At 33.3% G+C, this 17610-nt stretch carries 13 protein-coding genes and 1 other annotated feature; of the genes, 11 read left to right on the top strand and 2 right to left on the bottom strand.

The window, feature by feature from the left end:
* Positions 1–43: 43 nt before the first annotated feature.
* Positions 44–2368 (top strand): endopeptidase La, encoded by a 2325-nt coding sequence (gene lon / locus BED47_RS20625; protein ID WP_069035200.1) that lies wholly within the window; start codon positions 44–46, stop codon positions 2366–2368.
* A complete protein-coding gene (gene yihA, locus BED47_RS20620) occupies positions 2365–2949 on the top strand; it encodes a ribosome biogenesis GTP-binding protein YihA/YsxC (protein WP_069035199.1) in 585 nt (194 codons plus the stop codon). Before lon ends, yihA begins: the two co-directional genes overlap by 4 nt.
* Before the next feature lie 296 nt (positions 2950–3245).
* On the opposite strand, the gene BED47_RS20615 is transcribed toward yihA, so the two are convergent.
* Entirely contained in the window at positions 3246–3728 is a 483-nt protein-coding gene (locus tag BED47_RS20615; RefSeq protein ID WP_069035198.1) for a LiaF transmembrane domain-containing protein, read from the bottom strand.
* Positions 3729–3946: 218 nt separating this feature from the next.
* Here BED47_RS20615 and hemA point away from each other — a divergent pair, with 218 nt between their 5' ends.
* The 8 genes from hemA to ysxE all read left to right on the top strand — a co-directional run bounded on the left by hemA (position 3947) and on the right by ysxE (position 13531).
* Positions 3947–5299, top strand: a complete 1353-nt coding sequence (gene hemA / locus BED47_RS20610) for a glutamyl-tRNA reductase (RefSeq protein ID WP_069035197.1) — start codon at positions 3947–3949, stop codon at positions 5297–5299.
* A 10-nt stretch (positions 5300–5309) separates the two neighbouring features.
* The gene (ccsA, locus tag BED47_RS20605) at positions 5310–6143 is read left to right on the top strand and encodes a cytochrome c biogenesis protein CcsA (protein ID WP_069035196.1); all 834 of its coding nucleotides are present in this window, start codon (positions 5310–5312) and stop codon (positions 6141–6143) included.
* A 12-nt stretch (positions 6144–6155) separates the two neighbouring features.
* The gene (gene hemC / locus BED47_RS20600; RefSeq protein WP_069035195.1) at positions 6156–7088 is read left to right on the top strand and encodes a hydroxymethylbilane synthase; all 933 of its coding nucleotides are present in this window, start codon (positions 6156–6158) and stop codon (positions 7086–7088) included.
* Entirely contained in the window at positions 7081–7845 is a 765-nt protein-coding gene (locus BED47_RS20595) for a uroporphyrinogen-III synthase (protein ID WP_069035194.1), read from the top strand. Before hemC ends, BED47_RS20595 begins: the two co-directional genes overlap by 8 nt.
* 31 nt (positions 7846–7876) lie before the next feature.
* Entirely contained in the window at positions 7877–8863 is a 987-nt protein-coding gene (hemB, locus tag BED47_RS20590; protein ID WP_069035193.1) for a porphobilinogen synthase, read from the top strand.
* A 6-nt stretch (positions 8864–8869) separates the two neighbouring features.
* Positions 8870–10156, top strand: coding sequence for a glutamate-1-semialdehyde 2,1-aminomutase (hemL, locus tag BED47_RS20585; RefSeq protein WP_069035192.1), 1287 nt, complete (start codon positions 8870–8872; stop codon positions 10154–10156).
* A 388-nt stretch (positions 10157–10544) separates the two neighbouring features.
* Positions 10545–12413 carry a LysM peptidoglycan-binding domain-containing protein gene (locus tag BED47_RS20580; protein WP_069035191.1) on the top strand — a complete coding sequence of 623 codons (1869 nt, stop codon included), beginning with the start codon at positions 10545–10547 and terminating at the stop codon, positions 12411–12413.
* A gap of 86 nt (positions 12414–12499) precedes the next feature.
* A complete protein-coding gene (gene ysxE, locus BED47_RS20575; RefSeq protein ID WP_175403532.1) occupies positions 12500–13531 on the top strand; it encodes a spore coat protein YsxE in 1032 nt (343 codons plus the stop codon).
* Between the two features lie 83 nt (positions 13532–13614).
* On the opposite strand, the gene BED47_RS20570 is transcribed toward ysxE, so the two are convergent.
* Positions 13615–14379 (bottom strand): sporulation protein, encoded by a 765-nt coding sequence (locus BED47_RS20570; RefSeq protein WP_069035190.1) that lies wholly within the window; start codon positions 14377–14379, stop codon positions 13615–13617.
* A 227-nt stretch (positions 14380–14606) separates the two neighbouring features.
* Positions 14607–14847 (top strand) — a binding site (T-box leader).
* Between the two features lie 55 nt (positions 14848–14902).
* Between BED47_RS20570 and BED47_RS20565 the strand changes: the two genes are divergently transcribed.
* A complete protein-coding gene (locus BED47_RS20565; RefSeq protein WP_069035189.1) occupies positions 14903–17545 on the top strand; it encodes a valine--tRNA ligase in 2643 nt (880 codons plus the stop codon).
* The last annotated feature ends 65 nt before the right edge of the window (positions 17546–17610 follow it).

The following is a 17610-nucleotide window of genomic DNA, read 5'->3' as shown; positions in this document are numbered from 1 at the left end:
GTAAAATAACTAAATAGAATGAAAAACATGGAGGTGTAACGTAATGAATGTTACAAAAGAAAAAGTTGTACCCCTCCTACCTTTAAGAGGAATTAGTGTATTTCCTGCCACTATTGCACATCTAGATGTAGGAAGAACGAAATCGATAAAAGCTATACAAGAAGCTGATGAGTTAGATCAGTTAATTTTTGTTGTTACTCAAATAGATGCAGATACTGAAAATCCAAAGTTAGACGAATTGTACCATTTTGGGACTTTAGCTAAATTAACACAAAAAATTACACTTCCAAACGGCACTGTTCGTATTACTGTTGAAGGATTACACAGAGGAAAAATCAAATCAATTATTGATCAAAATGATTTCTTAACTGCAAAGGTAGAAGAATATCCAGATGTAGAAGATGAATCTAAAGAGCTACGTGCTTTAATGAGAACTTTATTGCAGCATTTTAAACAATACAGTAAATTGTCAAAGCGAATTTTGCCAGAGACAATTGCTTCAATCGTTAAGCAAGACCGCCCAGGTAAACTTGCAGATGCAATGATCGATTCAATTCCATTAAGAGAAGAAGAAAAACAAAAAATATTAGCAACAATTGATGTTACTGAACGAATACATATTATCTTAAATTTTCTTCAAGATGAAAAAGAATTATTAAAGCTTGAGGAAAAGATTGGTCTACAAGTTAAGAAAAATATTGATAAAACTCAAAAAGAATATTTCTTAAGAGAGCAATTAAAGGTTATTCAACGAGAACTAGGTGATCGTGAAGGTAAGACTGAAGAAGTTGATAAGTTTTTAACAAAAATTGAAGAGGCAAATATGCCTGAAGAAACAAAGGAAGTAGTACTAAAAGAGTTAGCTAGATATGAGAAACTACCTCCTAATGCTGCAGAAGCAGGTGTAGTTCGTACATATTTAGATTGGATGGTAGCTCTACCATGGTCTAAGCAAACTGAAGACACACTGGATATACACCGTTCCGAAAAGATACTGAATAATGAACACGAAGGTCTTGAAAAAGTAAAAGAAAGAATATTAGAATATCTAGCTGTTCAACAACTTACGAATTCATTACGTGGTCCAATTCTATGTTTAGCTGGTCCTCCTGGAGTTGGTAAAACTTCTTTAGCGAAATCAATCGCAAACGCTTTGTCTAGAAACTTTGTACGCGTTTCTCTAGGTGGCGTAAGAGATGAATCAGAAATAAGAGGACATAGAAGAACATACATCGGAGCTATGCCAGGTCGAATTATCCAAGGTATGAAGAAAGCAGGAACAAATAACCCTGTATTCTTACTTGATGAAATTGATAAAATGTCTAGCGATTTTAGAGGGGATCCAGCATCAGCAATGTTAGAAGTATTGGACCCAGAACAAAATCATACATTTAGTGATCATTACATCGAAGAACCATTTGATTTATCTCAAGTTTTATTTGTAGCAACTGCAAATGATTTATCAACTATACCAGGTCCATTACGTGATCGTATGGAGATTATTACTTTATCTGGATATACTGAACTTGAAAAAGTTAATATAGCTAAAAAACATTTATTCCCTAAAAAATTAGCAGAGCATGGCTTAAATAAATCTACTGTACAAATTCGTGAAAGTGCATTAAGTGCAATTATTCGTCATTATACACGTGAAGCAGGAGTAAGATCATTAGAGCGAGTTCTAGCGACACTATGTAGAAAAGCTGCTAAGTTGATCGTTTCAAACGAAAGACAAAAAATAATATTTACCGATAAAAATATTGAAGAATTTTTAGGTAAGAAAACATTCTCTTATGGTCAAATGGAAAGTGAAGATCAAATAGGTGTAGCTACAGGTTTAGCTTATACTGCATTTGGTGGAGACACACTTTCTATTGAAGTATCACTATATCCTGGAAAGGGTAAGCTAACTTTAACTGGTAAGCTAGGGGATGTAATGAAGGAGTCAGCACAGGCTGCGTTCAGCTATATTCGCTCAAAAGCAGAAGAGCTGAATATTGACCAAAATTTCCACGAGAAGTATGATATTCATATTCATGTTCCAGAAGGTGCGGTTCCAAAAGATGGCCCTTCAGCAGGTATAACGATGGCAACAGCATTGATTTCAGCATTAACAAATAAACCAATCCGTAAAGAGGTTGGAATGACTGGTGAAATCACTTTACGTGGTCGCGTATTACCAATTGGTGGATTAAAAGAAAAAATGCTTAGTGCGCATCGTGCAGGTTTAACGACTGTTATCATACCTAAAGAAAACGAAAAAGATTTAGAAGATGTACCACCAATGGTGAAAGAAGGTTTAACTGTTATACCTGTTTCCCATTTAGATGAAGTGCTTGCGCATGCAATAGTAGGAGTGAAAAAATGAAAGTAACAACAGCGGATATTGTCATTAGTGCAGTCCGACCAAATCAATATCCAGATACACAATTTCCTGAAATCGCTTTGGCAGGTCGTTCAAATGTTGGGAAATCTTCATTTATTAATAAAATGTTAAATCGTAAAGCATTAGCCCGAACATCATCAAAACCTGGAAAAACGCAAACATTAAATTTCTTTCTAATTAATGAACAGCTTTTCTACGTTGACGTACCAGGTTATGGATATGCTAAAGTTTCCAAAAAGGAACGAGAAGCATGGGGGAAAATGATCGAAACATATATTACAACTCGTGAGCAATTAAGAGCTGTTATTTTATTAGTTGATCTACGTCATTCACCAACAGAAGATGATGTAATGATGTATGATTTCTTAAAGCATTACCAAATCCCAGTCATTATAGTAGCAACAAAAGCAGATAAAATTCCTAAAGGGAAATGGGATAAACATGCAAAAGTAGTTCGTGAAAAGTTACAGATTGAAGAAGGGGATGAATTAATTTTATTCTCATCTGAAACTGGTATGGGTAAAGAAAAAGCTTGGTCAGTAATTGATCGTATGTGTAAATAAAAAATGCTGGTGGCTAAAAGGCCACCAGCATTTTTTTTAGGTCTTCTTCCCTCAAACAACGATGATACTTGAAAAGGAATTACCGTAGCCTTCTGTCGTCAAGGGAGTCATTGTCCACCACAAACCATCAAATAAAGTTGGAAAGGTTTGTGGTTCTAAACTATGTATAGTTATTGAATCAAAAGAAACAATTAGAATAGATAGAGTTAAAATTGAAACATAATTAAATGATACAATTTTCTATAGTGTTAGGAAGCCTCCATTTAAAACTGCTAGTTATGTATAAAAAAATATGTTTATTTTTTAGAAAATAGAAAATATAAACCGATAACAGCAATCAATATTGGCCAATAGTTCTGGAAATAAGAGACTTGTGATTGGATCGAACTAAGCATTGTTGCAAGCTTTTCATTAAAAAGGAAAAATAAAGACATAATAAATAATAGTAAACCAGGCAATAGCTCACCTTTTCCTTTTCGAGATTGTAGTAACATTCCGATTGAAATGATGAGTGTTAGAACGGACCAATGGCTTGGCCAATTTTTAAAATGTTCGATGGCATAAAAATGAATTCCAAATCCAAGCACGACAATTCCCGGGAATACATAATGAGTTTCTCTTCCTTTAAAGGCTTGAACGAGAAGTGCAATACCAGTTACCAAGATGGGAGTCGTCCAAAAGGTGAAAATATGTAAAGCTGGGACATGCCATTTTGAAATAAGATAATAAATGCCAAAGCCAATTAATAAGATTCCAATAAATAATCGATTTTTTTTCATAGCAACTCCTGTTTAACATTATTTGTAATCACTTTTATTTTAAAATTATTGTATAATAAAATTTGTGTACATTTAATAGTATAAGTCGGTTTAAAAATTCTACAAAATACTACATTTATGATAGCATATTGATGTAGAACATAGATATGATATTTTGCAAAGCAAAGATAGATATAAAACACAAGTTTGTACAAAGTTTTTTAGGGGGGCTTTAGGGCATGCACATCATTACAATAGGGATTAATTATAAAACTGCCCCAGTTGAAGTGCGAGAAAGGGTAGCGTTTGCTCCAAATGAACTACAGGACGCAATGAACTCATTAAAAAAAGAAAAAAGCATTTTGGAAAACATTATTGTTTCTACTTGTAATCGTACGGAGATTTATGCAGTTGTCGATCAAGTTCATACTGGTCAATATTATATGAAACGCTTTTTATTACAACGTTTTGACTTGAAAGACGAGGAATTATCACCATATTTAATCATTAAAACTGGGAATGATGCAATCAACCATTTATTCACTGTAGCTAGTGGTTTAGATTCAATGGTAATTGGTGAGACTCAGATTCTTGGACAAGTAAAAGATAGTTATTTACTTGCTCAAGAGAATAATGTAATTGGTACGATTTTTAATCAATTATTTAAGCAAGCAATTACATTTGCAAAAAAAGTTCACTCAGAAACTGGAATCGGTGAAAATGCTGTTTCTGTAAGTTATGCTGCTGTAGAGCTATCAAAAAAGATTTTTAGCAATTTAAAAGGCTGCAATGTACTGATTGTTGGAGCAGGGAAAATGAGTAACTTAGCTTTACAAAACTTGTATTCACAAGGCGTTGGAAAAGTTACAGTTATTAACCGAACAGTTGAAAATGCTGTTAGACTTGCAGACCAATTTAATGGAATCGGAAAAGGGTTAGAATCACTTGAAAATGCTTTGAAAGAAGCAGATATCGTTATTAGTTCAACTGGATCAAAAGAATACGTTATTACGGAAAAAATGATTCGTCGAATTGAAAAATCAAGAAAAGGTAACCCATTATTCTTAGTTGATATCGCTGTTCCAAGAGATATTGAACCATCTATTCATCATATTGATAGTGCTTTCTTGTATGATATTGATGATCTTCAAGGAATTGTTGCTGAGAATTTAGCAGAACGTGAACGTGAGGCAGTAAAAATTAAGAAGGCAATAACAGAAGAAATTGATATTTTCCAATCTTGGTTATCAATGCTAGGTGTTGTTCCAGTAATCTCTGCATTACGTGAAAAAGCGTTAGATATTCAAGCAGATACAATGAGTAGTCTAGAAAGAAAACTCCCTCATTTATCTGAAAGAGATTTAAAAATTATCCAAAAGCACACAAAAAGTATCGTAAACCAACTTTTACGAGATCCAATTATGAAAGCAAAAGAAATGGGTACATCTAAACACTCAGAAGCACAAATTGCCCTTTTTAAAGAAATATTTAGTCTAGATGAAATTTTACAAGAACCTAAAGATGAAAAACTCATGCAAACTAATCAAGAAAAAGAGACTATTTCTTTAAAACAAAACTTAGGTTTTTTATGAGGTTTAGCTAGTGGCGCTTTTGGAAAGTAGTTTTATCTATCACTTATTAATCTTATTGTTTGCATGGAGTATCGTTTTTTCTTTTATAGATTTTATAGATACAAATAGGATGGCAAGTCGGGTAGCATTTTATTTGCTAGCAATTGTTTGGGTGTTTTCTTCTGTTTTAATGATTTACACCATTAGCCAATACAGTTTATATTCCTTTATTACTTCCAGAGAAGGGCTATATATTTATGTATGGATTATTATATCGCTATCATTGTTTATTAATTGGGTAGTAAAACTAGAGTACTTAGTTTTCTTTACAAATGTTGTTTCATTTTTAGTATTTTCATTATCAATTTTAATTCCGAAGGCGGGTAAAACAGCAACATTAGTCGATCAGTTAAAATCGGAATTATTATATATCCATATTGGACTTGCTTTCTTAGCATACGGTGCATTTACCCTGTCCTTTATTTTTTCGGTTATGTACATTTTTCAATATGTTTTATTAAAAAAGAAGAAATGGTCTACTCATTTAAAGAAATTGGGGAGTTTAGGTAAGTTGGAAAAAATGTTTATTACATTTAACTTATTTGGGGTTCCACTAATGCTAACTTCCCTTATTTTAGGTGTAATTTGGGCAAGTATTCGATTACACACATTTGTTTGGTATGATATGAAAGTAATAGGCTCATTTTTCGTTTTAATCATGTATAGTACATTTATGTATTTAAAGGTAAGCAACCGTTTCTATGGCAAATCTCTTTGCATATTTAACATCTGTTGCTTCTTAGTTTTGTTCGGAAATTATGTTGTTTCAAATCTATATTCAAAGTTTCATTTATGGAGTACGTAAGGAGATGTAACAATGCGTAAAATTATAGTTGGTACAAGAAGAAGTAAACTAGCACTAACACAAACTAAATGGTTTGTAGAAAAATTAAAAGAAGTAGCACCCGATTATAAATTTGAGTTAAAGGAAATCGTTACAAAAGGTGATGTAATACTTGATGTAACGCTTTCAAAAGTTGGAGGAAAAGGTTTATTCGTTAAAGAAATTGAACATGCGATGTTAACGAGTGAAATAGATTTAGCTGTACATAGTATGAAGGATATGCCAGCTATTTTACCTGAAGGTTTAATGATTGGATGTACTCCAAAACGCGTTGATCCTAGAGATGCACTACTTTCAAATAGTGGAAAAGGATTAATGGAACTTGAAGAAGGATCAATTGTCGGTACAAGTAGTTTAAGAAGAAGTGCTCAAATTAAAGCAGTTCGTCCAGATCTACAAATCAAATGGATTCGTGGAAATATCGATACACGTATTCAAAAGCTTAAGGATAATGAATACGATGCAATTATTCTAGCAGCAGCTGGTTTAACTAGAATGGGTTGGGCTGAAGAAAGTATTACTGAATACATTGACGAAACAATCTGTGTCCCAGCAGTAGGTCAAGGTTCGCTTGCTATCGAATGTCGTGAAAATGATACTGAAATCCGTGAATTACTAAATAGACTGAATGATGAATTAACATATACAACAGTAGAAACTGAACGTGTATTTCTTCATAAAATGGAAGGTGGTTGCCAAGTTCCGATTGCTGGATTTGCAACGATCGACGACAAAGATGAAATCTCGTTAACTGCATTAGTAGCTAAACCAGATGGAACAATCATCTTAAAAGAAACTGTTAAAGGTACTGATCCAATTGAAATTGGAGAAAAAGCTGCAAATCTATTAATTGAACGTGGAGCAAAGGATATTATTGATTCTGTAAAAGAGGCAGCGGATGAATAATTCCTTAAATGGAATGAAAATATTAGTGACAAGGGCAGAGCAACAAGCTGATGAATTCAATCAATTAATTCATCAGTTTGGTGGATGTCCTATTAATCTTCCACTTCAAAAAATAGTTAAAAGTGATATTTCAATTCATGAATTGGAAAAATTAGTTCTTGATTCAGAATGGATTTTATTCACAAGTGTTAATTCAGTAAATTATTTTGTGCAAAAGATTACAAAGGATCTTAAACAAAAAATTCTTCAAAAAAAAATTGGTGCTGTTGGAGAAAAAACAAAGAATCGATTAGTTGAAGAAGGATTTGAAGTAACTTTCATTCCAAGTCAATTTACTGGTAAAACATTTGCTTCTGAGTTAAGTTACATAGTAGAAAAAGGAACAAAATTTTTATTTTTACGTGGCTCTTTAGCGAGTGATAATGTAACAAAAATATTAGGTGATAATGGTCATATCGTTAACTCATTAACTGTTTATGAGACCATTGCAAATCTAGGAATTAAAAATGAACTGTTAAATTTATTAATAAATAAAAAACTGGATGTGATTACATTTTTGAATCCATTTAGTGTAGAACAGTTTTGTTTTTTGATTGGAAATACAATTAGTATGGAAGATTTAAAAAACATTCAGATTGCTTGTATCGGTGAAGTAACCGCACAAAAAGCTAGAGAAAAAGGTTTGAATAATATTATTGTTCCTAGTAAATTTACAACAGAGGCTTTAATTAAAAAAATAGTAGATGATATTGATTAATCAGATCGTCTTTAAAAAGAAGGAGAAAAAAATGACTTATTCTATTCCGTTTGATCGTCACCGTCGTTTAAGAAGTACACAAGCATTACGCTCTATGGTTAGAGAGACTCATTTACATAAAGAAGATTTTATTTATCCTCTTTTTGTTGTTGAAGGACAAGGCGTAAAGAACCCTATTAGTTCAATGCCGGGTGTATTTCAATTTTCGTTAGATGAATTAAAAAAAGAAATGGATGAAATTGTATCATTAGGTATAAAATCTGTCATATTCTTTGGTATTCCTGATGTAAAAGACGCAGTAGGTTCTGAAGCTTACTGTGCAACTGGAATCGTTCAACGTGCGATTTCACAAACGAAAGAACAATATCCTGAAATGGTTGTTATTGCAGATACATGTTTATGTGAGTATACAGATCATGGACATTGTGGAGTTTTAGAAGATGGGTATGTTAATAATGATGAATCGTTAATACTATTAGCAAAAACAGCAGTAAGTCAAGCACAGGCTGGTGCAGATATTATTGCTCCTTCAAATATGATGGATGGATTCGTAGCAACAATTCGCCATGCTTTAGATGAAGCTGGATTTGATAATATTCCAATTATGTCATATGCAGTAAAATATGCTTCAGCATTTTATGGACCATTCCGCGAGGCAGCTCAAAGCGCTCCAGGACAAGGTGATCGTAAGGCATATCAAATGGACCCTGCAAATCGTTTAGAAGCGTTCCGTGAAGCAGAATCAGATACAGTTGAGGGTGCGGATTTCTTAATCATTAAACCAGCTCTTTCGTATTTAGATATCATTCGTGATATCAGAAATAACTATCACCAACCAATCGTTGCCTATAATGTTAGTGGAGAATATGCAATGGTTAAAGCTGCTGCTTTGAACGGTTGGATTGAAGAAGAAAAGGTTGTAATGGAAAAATTAATTAGTATGAAACGTGCTGGTGCAGATATGATTATGACTTATCATGCTAAAGATGCTTGCAGATGGTTATCAGAAGGGAAGTAATAATAAATGAGATCATATAACAAGTCAATTGAAGCTTTTGAAGAGGCAAAACAAGTACTTCCTGGTGGAGTAAATAGTCCGGTACGTGCATTTAAAAGTGTTAATATGTCACCAATTTTTATGAGTCATGGAAAAGGTTCTAAAATATATGATATAGACGGAAATGAGTATATTGATTATGTATTATCTTGGGGACCTCTAATTTTAGGACATTCAAATGAGCGTGTAGTTGAAGGCTTAAAGCGAACTGCAGAAACCGGAACTAGCTTTGGGGCACCAACATTAAAAGAAACAGAATTAGCTAAACTTGTTATCGAAAGAGTGCCTTCGATTGAAGTTGTACGAATGGTTAACTCAGGAACAGAAGCGACAATGAGTGCTTTACGTCTTGCTCGTGGATTTACTGGTCGAAACAAAATCTTAAAATTTGAAGGTTGCTACCACGGACATGGTGATTCTTTATTAATTAAAGCAGGTTCTGGTGTAGCTACACTTGGATTACCTGATAGCCCTGGTGTACCTGAAGGTGTTGCATCAAATACAATCACTGTTCCTTATAATGATTTAGAAAGTATAAGATATGCTTTTGAACAATATGGAGATGACCTAGCAGCGGTTATTGTTGAGCCGGTTGCAGGTAATATGGGTGTTGTTCCACCAGTTGAAGGTTTCTTAGAAGGCTTAAGAGAAATTACGACTCAATATGGTACATTATTGATTTTTGATGAAGTTATGACTGGCTTCCGTGTAGGATATAATTGTGCTCAAGGTCATTTTGGTGTAACACCTGATATCACTTGCTTAGGAAAAGTGATCGGTGGAGGTTTACCAGTAGGTGCATATGGTGGTAAAGCTGAAATCATGAATCAAATTGCTCCAAGTGGCCCAATTTATCAAGCTGGAACTCTTTCAGGAAATCCTTTAGCGATGACAGCTGGTTATGAAACATTAAGTCAGCTATCTAAAGAAGATTATGTAGAATTTAACCGTAAAGCTGATATGCTAGAAGCTGGTTATAAAGCTGCAGCTGAAAAATACAATATTCCACATTGTATTAATCGTGCAGGTTCAATGGTTGGTTTCTTCTTCACAAACGAAAAAGTTGAAAATTACGAAACAGCAAAAACTTCTAATTTAGAAATGTTTGCTAAATACTATCAACTAATGGCTGAACAAGGTGTCTTCTTACCACCATCACAATTTGAAGGTCTATTCCTATCAACTTCACATACAGACGAAGATATTCAAAAAACGATTGCAGCTGCTGAATACGCATTTTCGCAATTAGTTTAATTTAAAGTGGTGTCCTATTTTTAGGGCACCATTTTTTGTTATAGCAAATGAAGATGATAAAGTTTCAGTAGAACTGATTGTACTAAAAAAATAGAGAAGTTCAATGAAAAACACCCTCAATTTTCCTATTCTCCTAATTAGTAAATAATTTCAATGACATAGTTGCTCATTTTTACTTCAGTTTTTTCTGATACGATTCGTCCAGTGCTTCTAAAATACCACTTTTGATTTTACTTTTTCTATTCCCTTATTACTGTTTTTCTTAAATTCTATGATTATTAAACCTTTCTTAATATAAAATAACAATCTTTTCTTCATAAATTTTTCGTTTCTTTCATAAAAATGTAATGTCATAGACCAAATTGGACGATGAGAGGAGGACATTAAGGTGTCTTCAGAAAATCAAACAAATATTCGCTTTTCATTGAAAGAAACTGTCTGGTTCCAAAAAGGACAGGAAGTTAAAGAGGTAAGGTCACTCTCGTTAAATCCAGACATTACTATACAGCAATTTGAAGAATATGTTCAAGTGAAGGGTGTCTTAACCTTAGAAGGTAATTACACACCTGATTTATCAAATCAAGGTGATTATTACTCATTAAGAGAATTAGCACCTTCAAGAATGATTGAAAATGTAATCCCTCTTGAAGATGGTAGTTGTGAAATGAATCATCAGTTCCCTGTAGATATTTCAATACCATTAACTAGGATTACTGATCTTGAAAATCTATGTGTTTCAGTAGAGACATTTGATTATCAAATAGCTGAAAAAGGTAGTATTCAAATTGCTGCTGATTTATGCATTTCTGGTTTACATGACCATAATAGAGCAGTAGAAACTTATCAAGAACAAAGAGGCTATGAGCAATATAATAGCTACGCATACGAAAACGAATATCGCTCAAGTAATGAAGGAAATGAAGGATATGAAGGATATGAGTATCAGCAGTATCAGGAAGAAAGAGAACAAGAAGAACAATTCCAGTTCTTTCATCAGCCAACTTCGGAACAGGAAACAAGTGCACAAGATAATCTTTACGGCAGTGATTGGATTCAATCCCTTGAAGAGAATGATGAGCAAGAAGAACAAGACACATATCCTGGGCAACCTACTTACTTAGAGGTTTTTCAGCCTGAAGAAGTAGTTGAAGATCGAGTCGAAGCAGTTGAAAATGAAGTGGAACATTATTTTGAGTTAGAGGAAAGCAATGAACAAAGTTATGAAGAGGAACAACAAGTAGAAGAACAATCTAATTTTGAAATTATGGCTCAGTCAGAGCAGTCAGAACAGTTAGAAGAACAATCAGAGGCTCAAGAGGAAGAAGAATATGAAGAAGTATTTAGAGGCTTTAATATATCAGCTGAAGCAATAGAGCCGCAAGCAATAGAGCCGCAAGCAATGGAACCGCAAGCAATGGAACCACAAGCAATGGAACCACAAGCAATGGAACCACAAGCAGTGGATACAACCCCGAGATTCTTAATGAATAATAATGATGCAGAAGCTAGTCAAAGTGAAAATGATACACAGGTATCTAACAATGTAAATAATACGTATAATGAACGACCAAGTTTCTTGAATAATGATTTTAATGTACACAGTTATTTAAACAATTCATTAAATAGTAGACCTAGCTTCTTAGATAATGATTTTAGCACTTTGCAAAATGCTACTAATGAAAACAATGCACAAAAAGAAATAGAAAAATATGAAGAACTATATAATCGAACTTTAGAGCAAAACTATCAACCATATGTTAACCAACAATATCAGCAAGCGCCATTTGCATATAATCAAAATCAAGAACAATTCTATCAAAATCCATTCCCTCAAGTAAATCAAGAAAATAATTTCGAAAGTCCAAATGATGCTCGTCAAACACCACCATATTATGCGGATTATTACCAAGCACAAGTGGAGCAGCAAGAAGCACCACCACCACCACCACCACCTGAATTACCAATAGTTGAAATAAAAGCTGATCCAGTTGGTAAAAAGGAAGTAAAAGAAGAAGTAAGCGAAGCAAGAAGCGTTAAAAGTGACAATCTACTTTCAAGTTTGTTTACTGGCGAAGGAAGAGAAGATTCTTATACTAAATTAAAATTATATTTAGCTCAAAATGGAGATACAATTGAATCTGTAGCTAAAAAATATAATCTACAAACTCAGCAGTTGAATCGGGTTAATAACTTGAATGATGAATTTTTATCAGAAGGGCAAATCATTTATATTCCTGTAACTGCTATAAAACAATAACAATATGGTGAGAGCTTTGTATTAGTTAAGACACTTGTCTACTAATACAAGGCTTTTACGCATTTAGAAAGTGAGAGTGACGCATCTTGTATAGAAAACCTAAAGATGAAATAAGCGTCATTTTAGCCCAGTATCATATTGTACCAAATTATTTTGAAACTGTTGGTAAGGTAGTTAAAATCTATACGAATCAAGGTGTATTCGCACTAAAAGAGGCAAACGTAAATCGAGTTTATAGAAATAATTTGATTGAAAATGTGCGTTCTTTACAAGATAAAGGCTTTCGAAATGTTGTACCAATCTATCATACCCAGAGTGGAGATTATATTGTTGAATTTAATACGAAGCATTACTATTTAATGCCGTGGATTGAAAGTGTTGATGAAAAGTCAGATGAGAATTTACATTTTCAACGAATGTTTACTTCACTAGGTAAGATGCACAACAGTACACAAAAAGAGAAAAAGGTAGATAAAGATCAATTACAAATCCATTATGATACGTTAACAAAAAGGTGGAGTAAAGATAAAGAAGTATTAGAAAATTTTATTGAAGTTGCAGAAGATAATTGGTATATGTCACCTTATGAACTAAGCTATTGTACTTATTTTCATAAAATATTAAGTGCACATCAATTTGCTAAGGGACAGTTAGATGAATGGTTTAAAAAAATGAAGGAAACTGAAAATACTAGAGTTGTCATGAACCATGGAAATTTATCTATTTCCCACTTTCTTGTAAATAAAAGAGGTGAAGGAGTCTTTATCAATCTAGAAAATGCACAAGAAACTACACCAATTCAAGATTTAACGAATTATTATAAGAATTCTTTTAAAACATATCCTATTCAGCAATCTGATCGTAATACTTGGCTTAAAATGTATGAAAAGAATTTTTCATTAAGAGAAGAGGAAAGAATGTTATTTTTAAGTTATATGGCATATCCAACTCAGTTTTCTTCCAAAATTTCTAAATATTTAAAGCGATCTGGGGTTAATAATGAAAAAGACAATGTAAGAGATTTATTAAATGCATACTGGCATATGATTAATATTGAATATTTTGTCTCTAAAATACAAGAGGATATTGAAGCAGAGAAATCTATAGATGGTTTATGAGTTCAAACTGATAATTAAAAGAAAATATAAAAACATCTATCCAATAAAAGTATCACTGCAATGGATAGATGTTTTTTTGTTTATTATTTTACATGACGTTTAATTGCATTTACTACACTTTTACGTACAAAATCCTTGTCCGTAATATGATCCTTTGAAAAAGAGATTCGAACATTATTTTCATCTGTTCCAAATAACTTTGAAAACTTACTAGTTGTTTCTTTTTGATTTTGATTAAGTTGAAGGATTAAGTCGACTGTTTTGTCAAAGCTTAAATAGTTCACTTCAACCTCTTCTAATTTACCACGGAATTCGCCATTCATTGGGTAAAATTCAAATTCTTGAATGATCTTTCCATATTTCTTTTTGTTTTCACTATCTCTTAATACAAATCCTTCTTCTTGAAGTGCCTGGATAACTGTTTTTAAGCCTACTGAAGGAACAACCTGAACGCCATCAGCATCATATTGGTCAACAGCTTTTTCTATTTCTAAATGAGTTTTAATCCAAATATGGGATTTGTGAAGTGATACTGGTGTATTTTCAGATAAAGTGAAAAAGAAAGGAATAACAACTTCTTCATTTGCATTTATTATACGATCAACTGATACGATAAATTTTTGTAAAGTACCATTCTTGTTAATAATTTTATCATTTGATTCAATTTGATATTCAGTCATTACATGTAAAAAGACGGAATCTAGTTCTTGTTTAACTCGACCACCTTTTATATATAATTCACCTTTTACTCGTTCACCAGCTTGATATTCTGTTTTTTCAAGCTTTGTATCAATTCTCGTTCCACCGATTCCGAGAACACGAGCTAATGTATTTTTAAATAAACCCATGAATATCCCCCTAAAAATTATATCTACATACTATATAATTATCGCATAATTAAATAAGTACTAGTATACCAGAATGTTAAATAATCATTACAATTATTTTTCGTATTTTTTTTATGTATTAAAAAATGTGGTACTATATTGACACTTATTGAATAATCTAGAAAGAAATTAGAAATAATGTTGACTAAGCTTAAGAAAATTTTGTAGACTATTACATATATTCATAATGAAATGCAATGATAGGGAAGAGTACAACGAACTAGTTCTTCAGAGAGGAAACCATTTGGTGGGAGGTTTCTAGAAAATAGAGTTGGAATGTCGCCCTTGAGCAGTGACTTCGAAAGCAAAGCTTTTGGTGATTAGAAGTTACCGGATGATCCGTTATCTTTTTTAAGTGTGTCAGTTAAACACAAGTTTTTTCTGACAAAAAAAGGTGGTACCGCGAATTCAACTCCATTCGTCCTTTTCAAGGATGAGTGGAGTTTTTTTATTTTTCAATAATTATTAGAGGAGATGAATCCGAATGGAAACTACAAAAAAATCATTACCAACAAAATATGATCCGAATTTAGTTGAAAAAGATCGTTACCAATTTTGGTTAGATGGGAAATTCTTTGAAGCACAAGTGGAATCAGAAAAGCCGAAATATACAATCGTAATTCCTCCACCAAACGTAACTGGAAAATTACACTTAGGTCATGCTTGGGATACAACATTACAAGATATCTTAACTCGTACTAAACGAATGCAAGGTTATGACGTACTTTATTTACCAGGTATGGACCATGCTGGTATTGCTACACAAGCAAAAGTTGAAGCGAAATTAAGAGAAGAAGGCTTATCAAGATATGATTTAGGACGTGAAAAGTTCCTAGAAAAAGCTTGGGAGTGGAAAGAAGAATATGCTTCTCACATTCGTTCTCAATGGGAAAAAATCGGTTTAGGTTTAGACTACTCCCGTGAACGATTCACATTAGACGAGGGTCTATCTGATGCAGTAAAAGAAGTATTCGTTAAGCTATACAACAAAGGCTTAATCTATCGTGGTGAATATATCATCAACTGGGATCCAGCAACAAAAACAGCTTTATCAGATATCGAAGTTATTTATAAGGATGTTCAAGGTGCATTCTACCATATGCAATATCCATTAACAGACGGAACTGGAAAAATTCAAATAGCAACTACTCGTCCTGAAACAATGCTTGGAGATACTGCTATTGCGGTTCATCCAGAAGACGAAAGATATAAATCAATGGTTGGTAAAACAGTTACACTTCCTATCGTTAATCGTGAAATTCCAATTATTGCTGACGATTATGTTGATATGGAATTTGGTACTGGAGTTGTAAAAATTACTCCTGCCCATGACCCGAATGATTTTGAAGTTGGAAACCGTCATGACTTACCTCGTATTCTTGTAATGAATGAAGATGGTACGATGAATGAAAAAGCAGGAAAATACAATGGTATGGATCGCTTTGAATGCCGAAAACAAATCGTTAAAGATTTACAAGAGATGGGTGTTCTTGTTGAAATCGAAGAACATATGCATTCTGTAGGTCATAGTGAACGTAGCGGAGCGGTTGTTGAGCCATATTTATCAACTCAATGGTTTGTTAAAATGCAACCACTAGCTGATGCTGCTGTAGCATTACAAAATTCTGATGATAGCGTAAAATTTGTACCAGATCGTTTTGAAAAGACGTATCTACGTTGGATGGAAAATATCCGTGACTGGTGTATTTCACGTCAATTATGGTGGGGACATCGTATTCCGGCTTGGTACCATAAAGAAACTGGTGAGATTTATGTAAATCAAGAGCCACCAGCTGATATTGAAAATTGGAATCAAGATAACGACGTTTTAGATACTTGGTTCAGTTCAGCATTATGGCCATTCTCAACATTAGGTTGGCCAAATGAAGAAAGTAAGGATTTCCAAGCTTACTTCCCAACAAATGTATTAGTAACTGGTTATGATATTATTTTCTTCTGGGTATCTCGAATGATTTTCCAAGGAATTGAATTTACTGGTAAACGCCCATTTAACGATGTTTTAATTCATGGTTTGGTACGTGACGAGCAAGGACGTAAAATGAGTAAATCACTTGGTAATGGTGTTGACCCAATGGATGTTATTGAGAAATATGGAGCAGATTCATTACGTTACTTCTTAACAACAGGAAGTTCACCAGGTCAAGATTTACGTTTCAGTATTGAGAAAGTTGAGGCTACTTGGAACTTTGTAAACAAAATTTGGAATGCTTCTCGTTTTGCTTTAATGAATATGGAAGGCTTCACATATGAAAATATCGATTTAACGAAAGAAAAATCTGTTGCTGATGAATGGATTTTAACTCGTTTAAATGAAACAATTGAAAGTGTAACATCTTTAATCGATCGTTATGAATTTGGTGAAGTTGGCCGTGTACTTTATAACTTCATTTGGGACGATGTTTGTGACTGGTATATTGAAATGGCAAAGATTCCTTTATACGGTGACAATGAAGATGCAAAAAATATGACACGTTCAGTTCTTGCACACGTACTAGAAAGCACAATGAAACTTTTACATCCATTTATGCCTTTCGTAACTGAAGAAATTTGGCAATCTCTACCTCACAAAGGGGAGTCTATTACAGTTTCTGCTTGGCCAACAGTTAAAGAGGAATTAACAAATAAAGAAGCTTCTGAAACGATGAAAATATTAGTTGAGTTAATTCGTTCAGTACGTAATATTCGTGCAGAAGTAAACACACCAATGAGCAAAAAAGTTCAACTAATGATCTCTGCAAAGGATGAAACGATTGCAGCTGCATTAGAAGAAAATCGTTCATATATTGAGCGCTTCTGTAATCCAGAAGAATTAACAATTTCTACTAACCTAACTGCACCAGAGAAATCGATGTCAGCAGTAATTAGTGGCGCAGAGCTTTATCTTCCTCTAGAAGGTTTAATTAATCTTGAAGAAGAGAAAAAACGTTTAGAGAAAGAATTAGAAAAATGGACTAGTGAAGTTGAACGAGTTCAAAAGAAATTAAGTAACCAAGGATTTGTAGCGAAAGCTCCTGAATCAGTTATTGAAGAAGAGCGTCGTAAAGAGAAAGATTATCTTGAAAAACAAGAATCTGTAAGAGCTCGAATTGCAGAACTAAGTAAATAAGTAATTTAAGCAGTTAATCTGCAATAGAAATTAGTTAAATAAAAACGACGAATTGAGTTAATGAT

Source organism: Gottfriedia luciferensis (assembly GCF_001712755.1).
Lineage (GTDB): Bacteria > Bacillota > Bacilli > Bacillales > Bacillaceae_G > Gottfriedia > Gottfriedia luciferensis_B.
The sequence above is the reverse complement of the archived record's forward strand: the minus strand, read 5'-3'. Positions and strand labels throughout refer to the sequence as shown.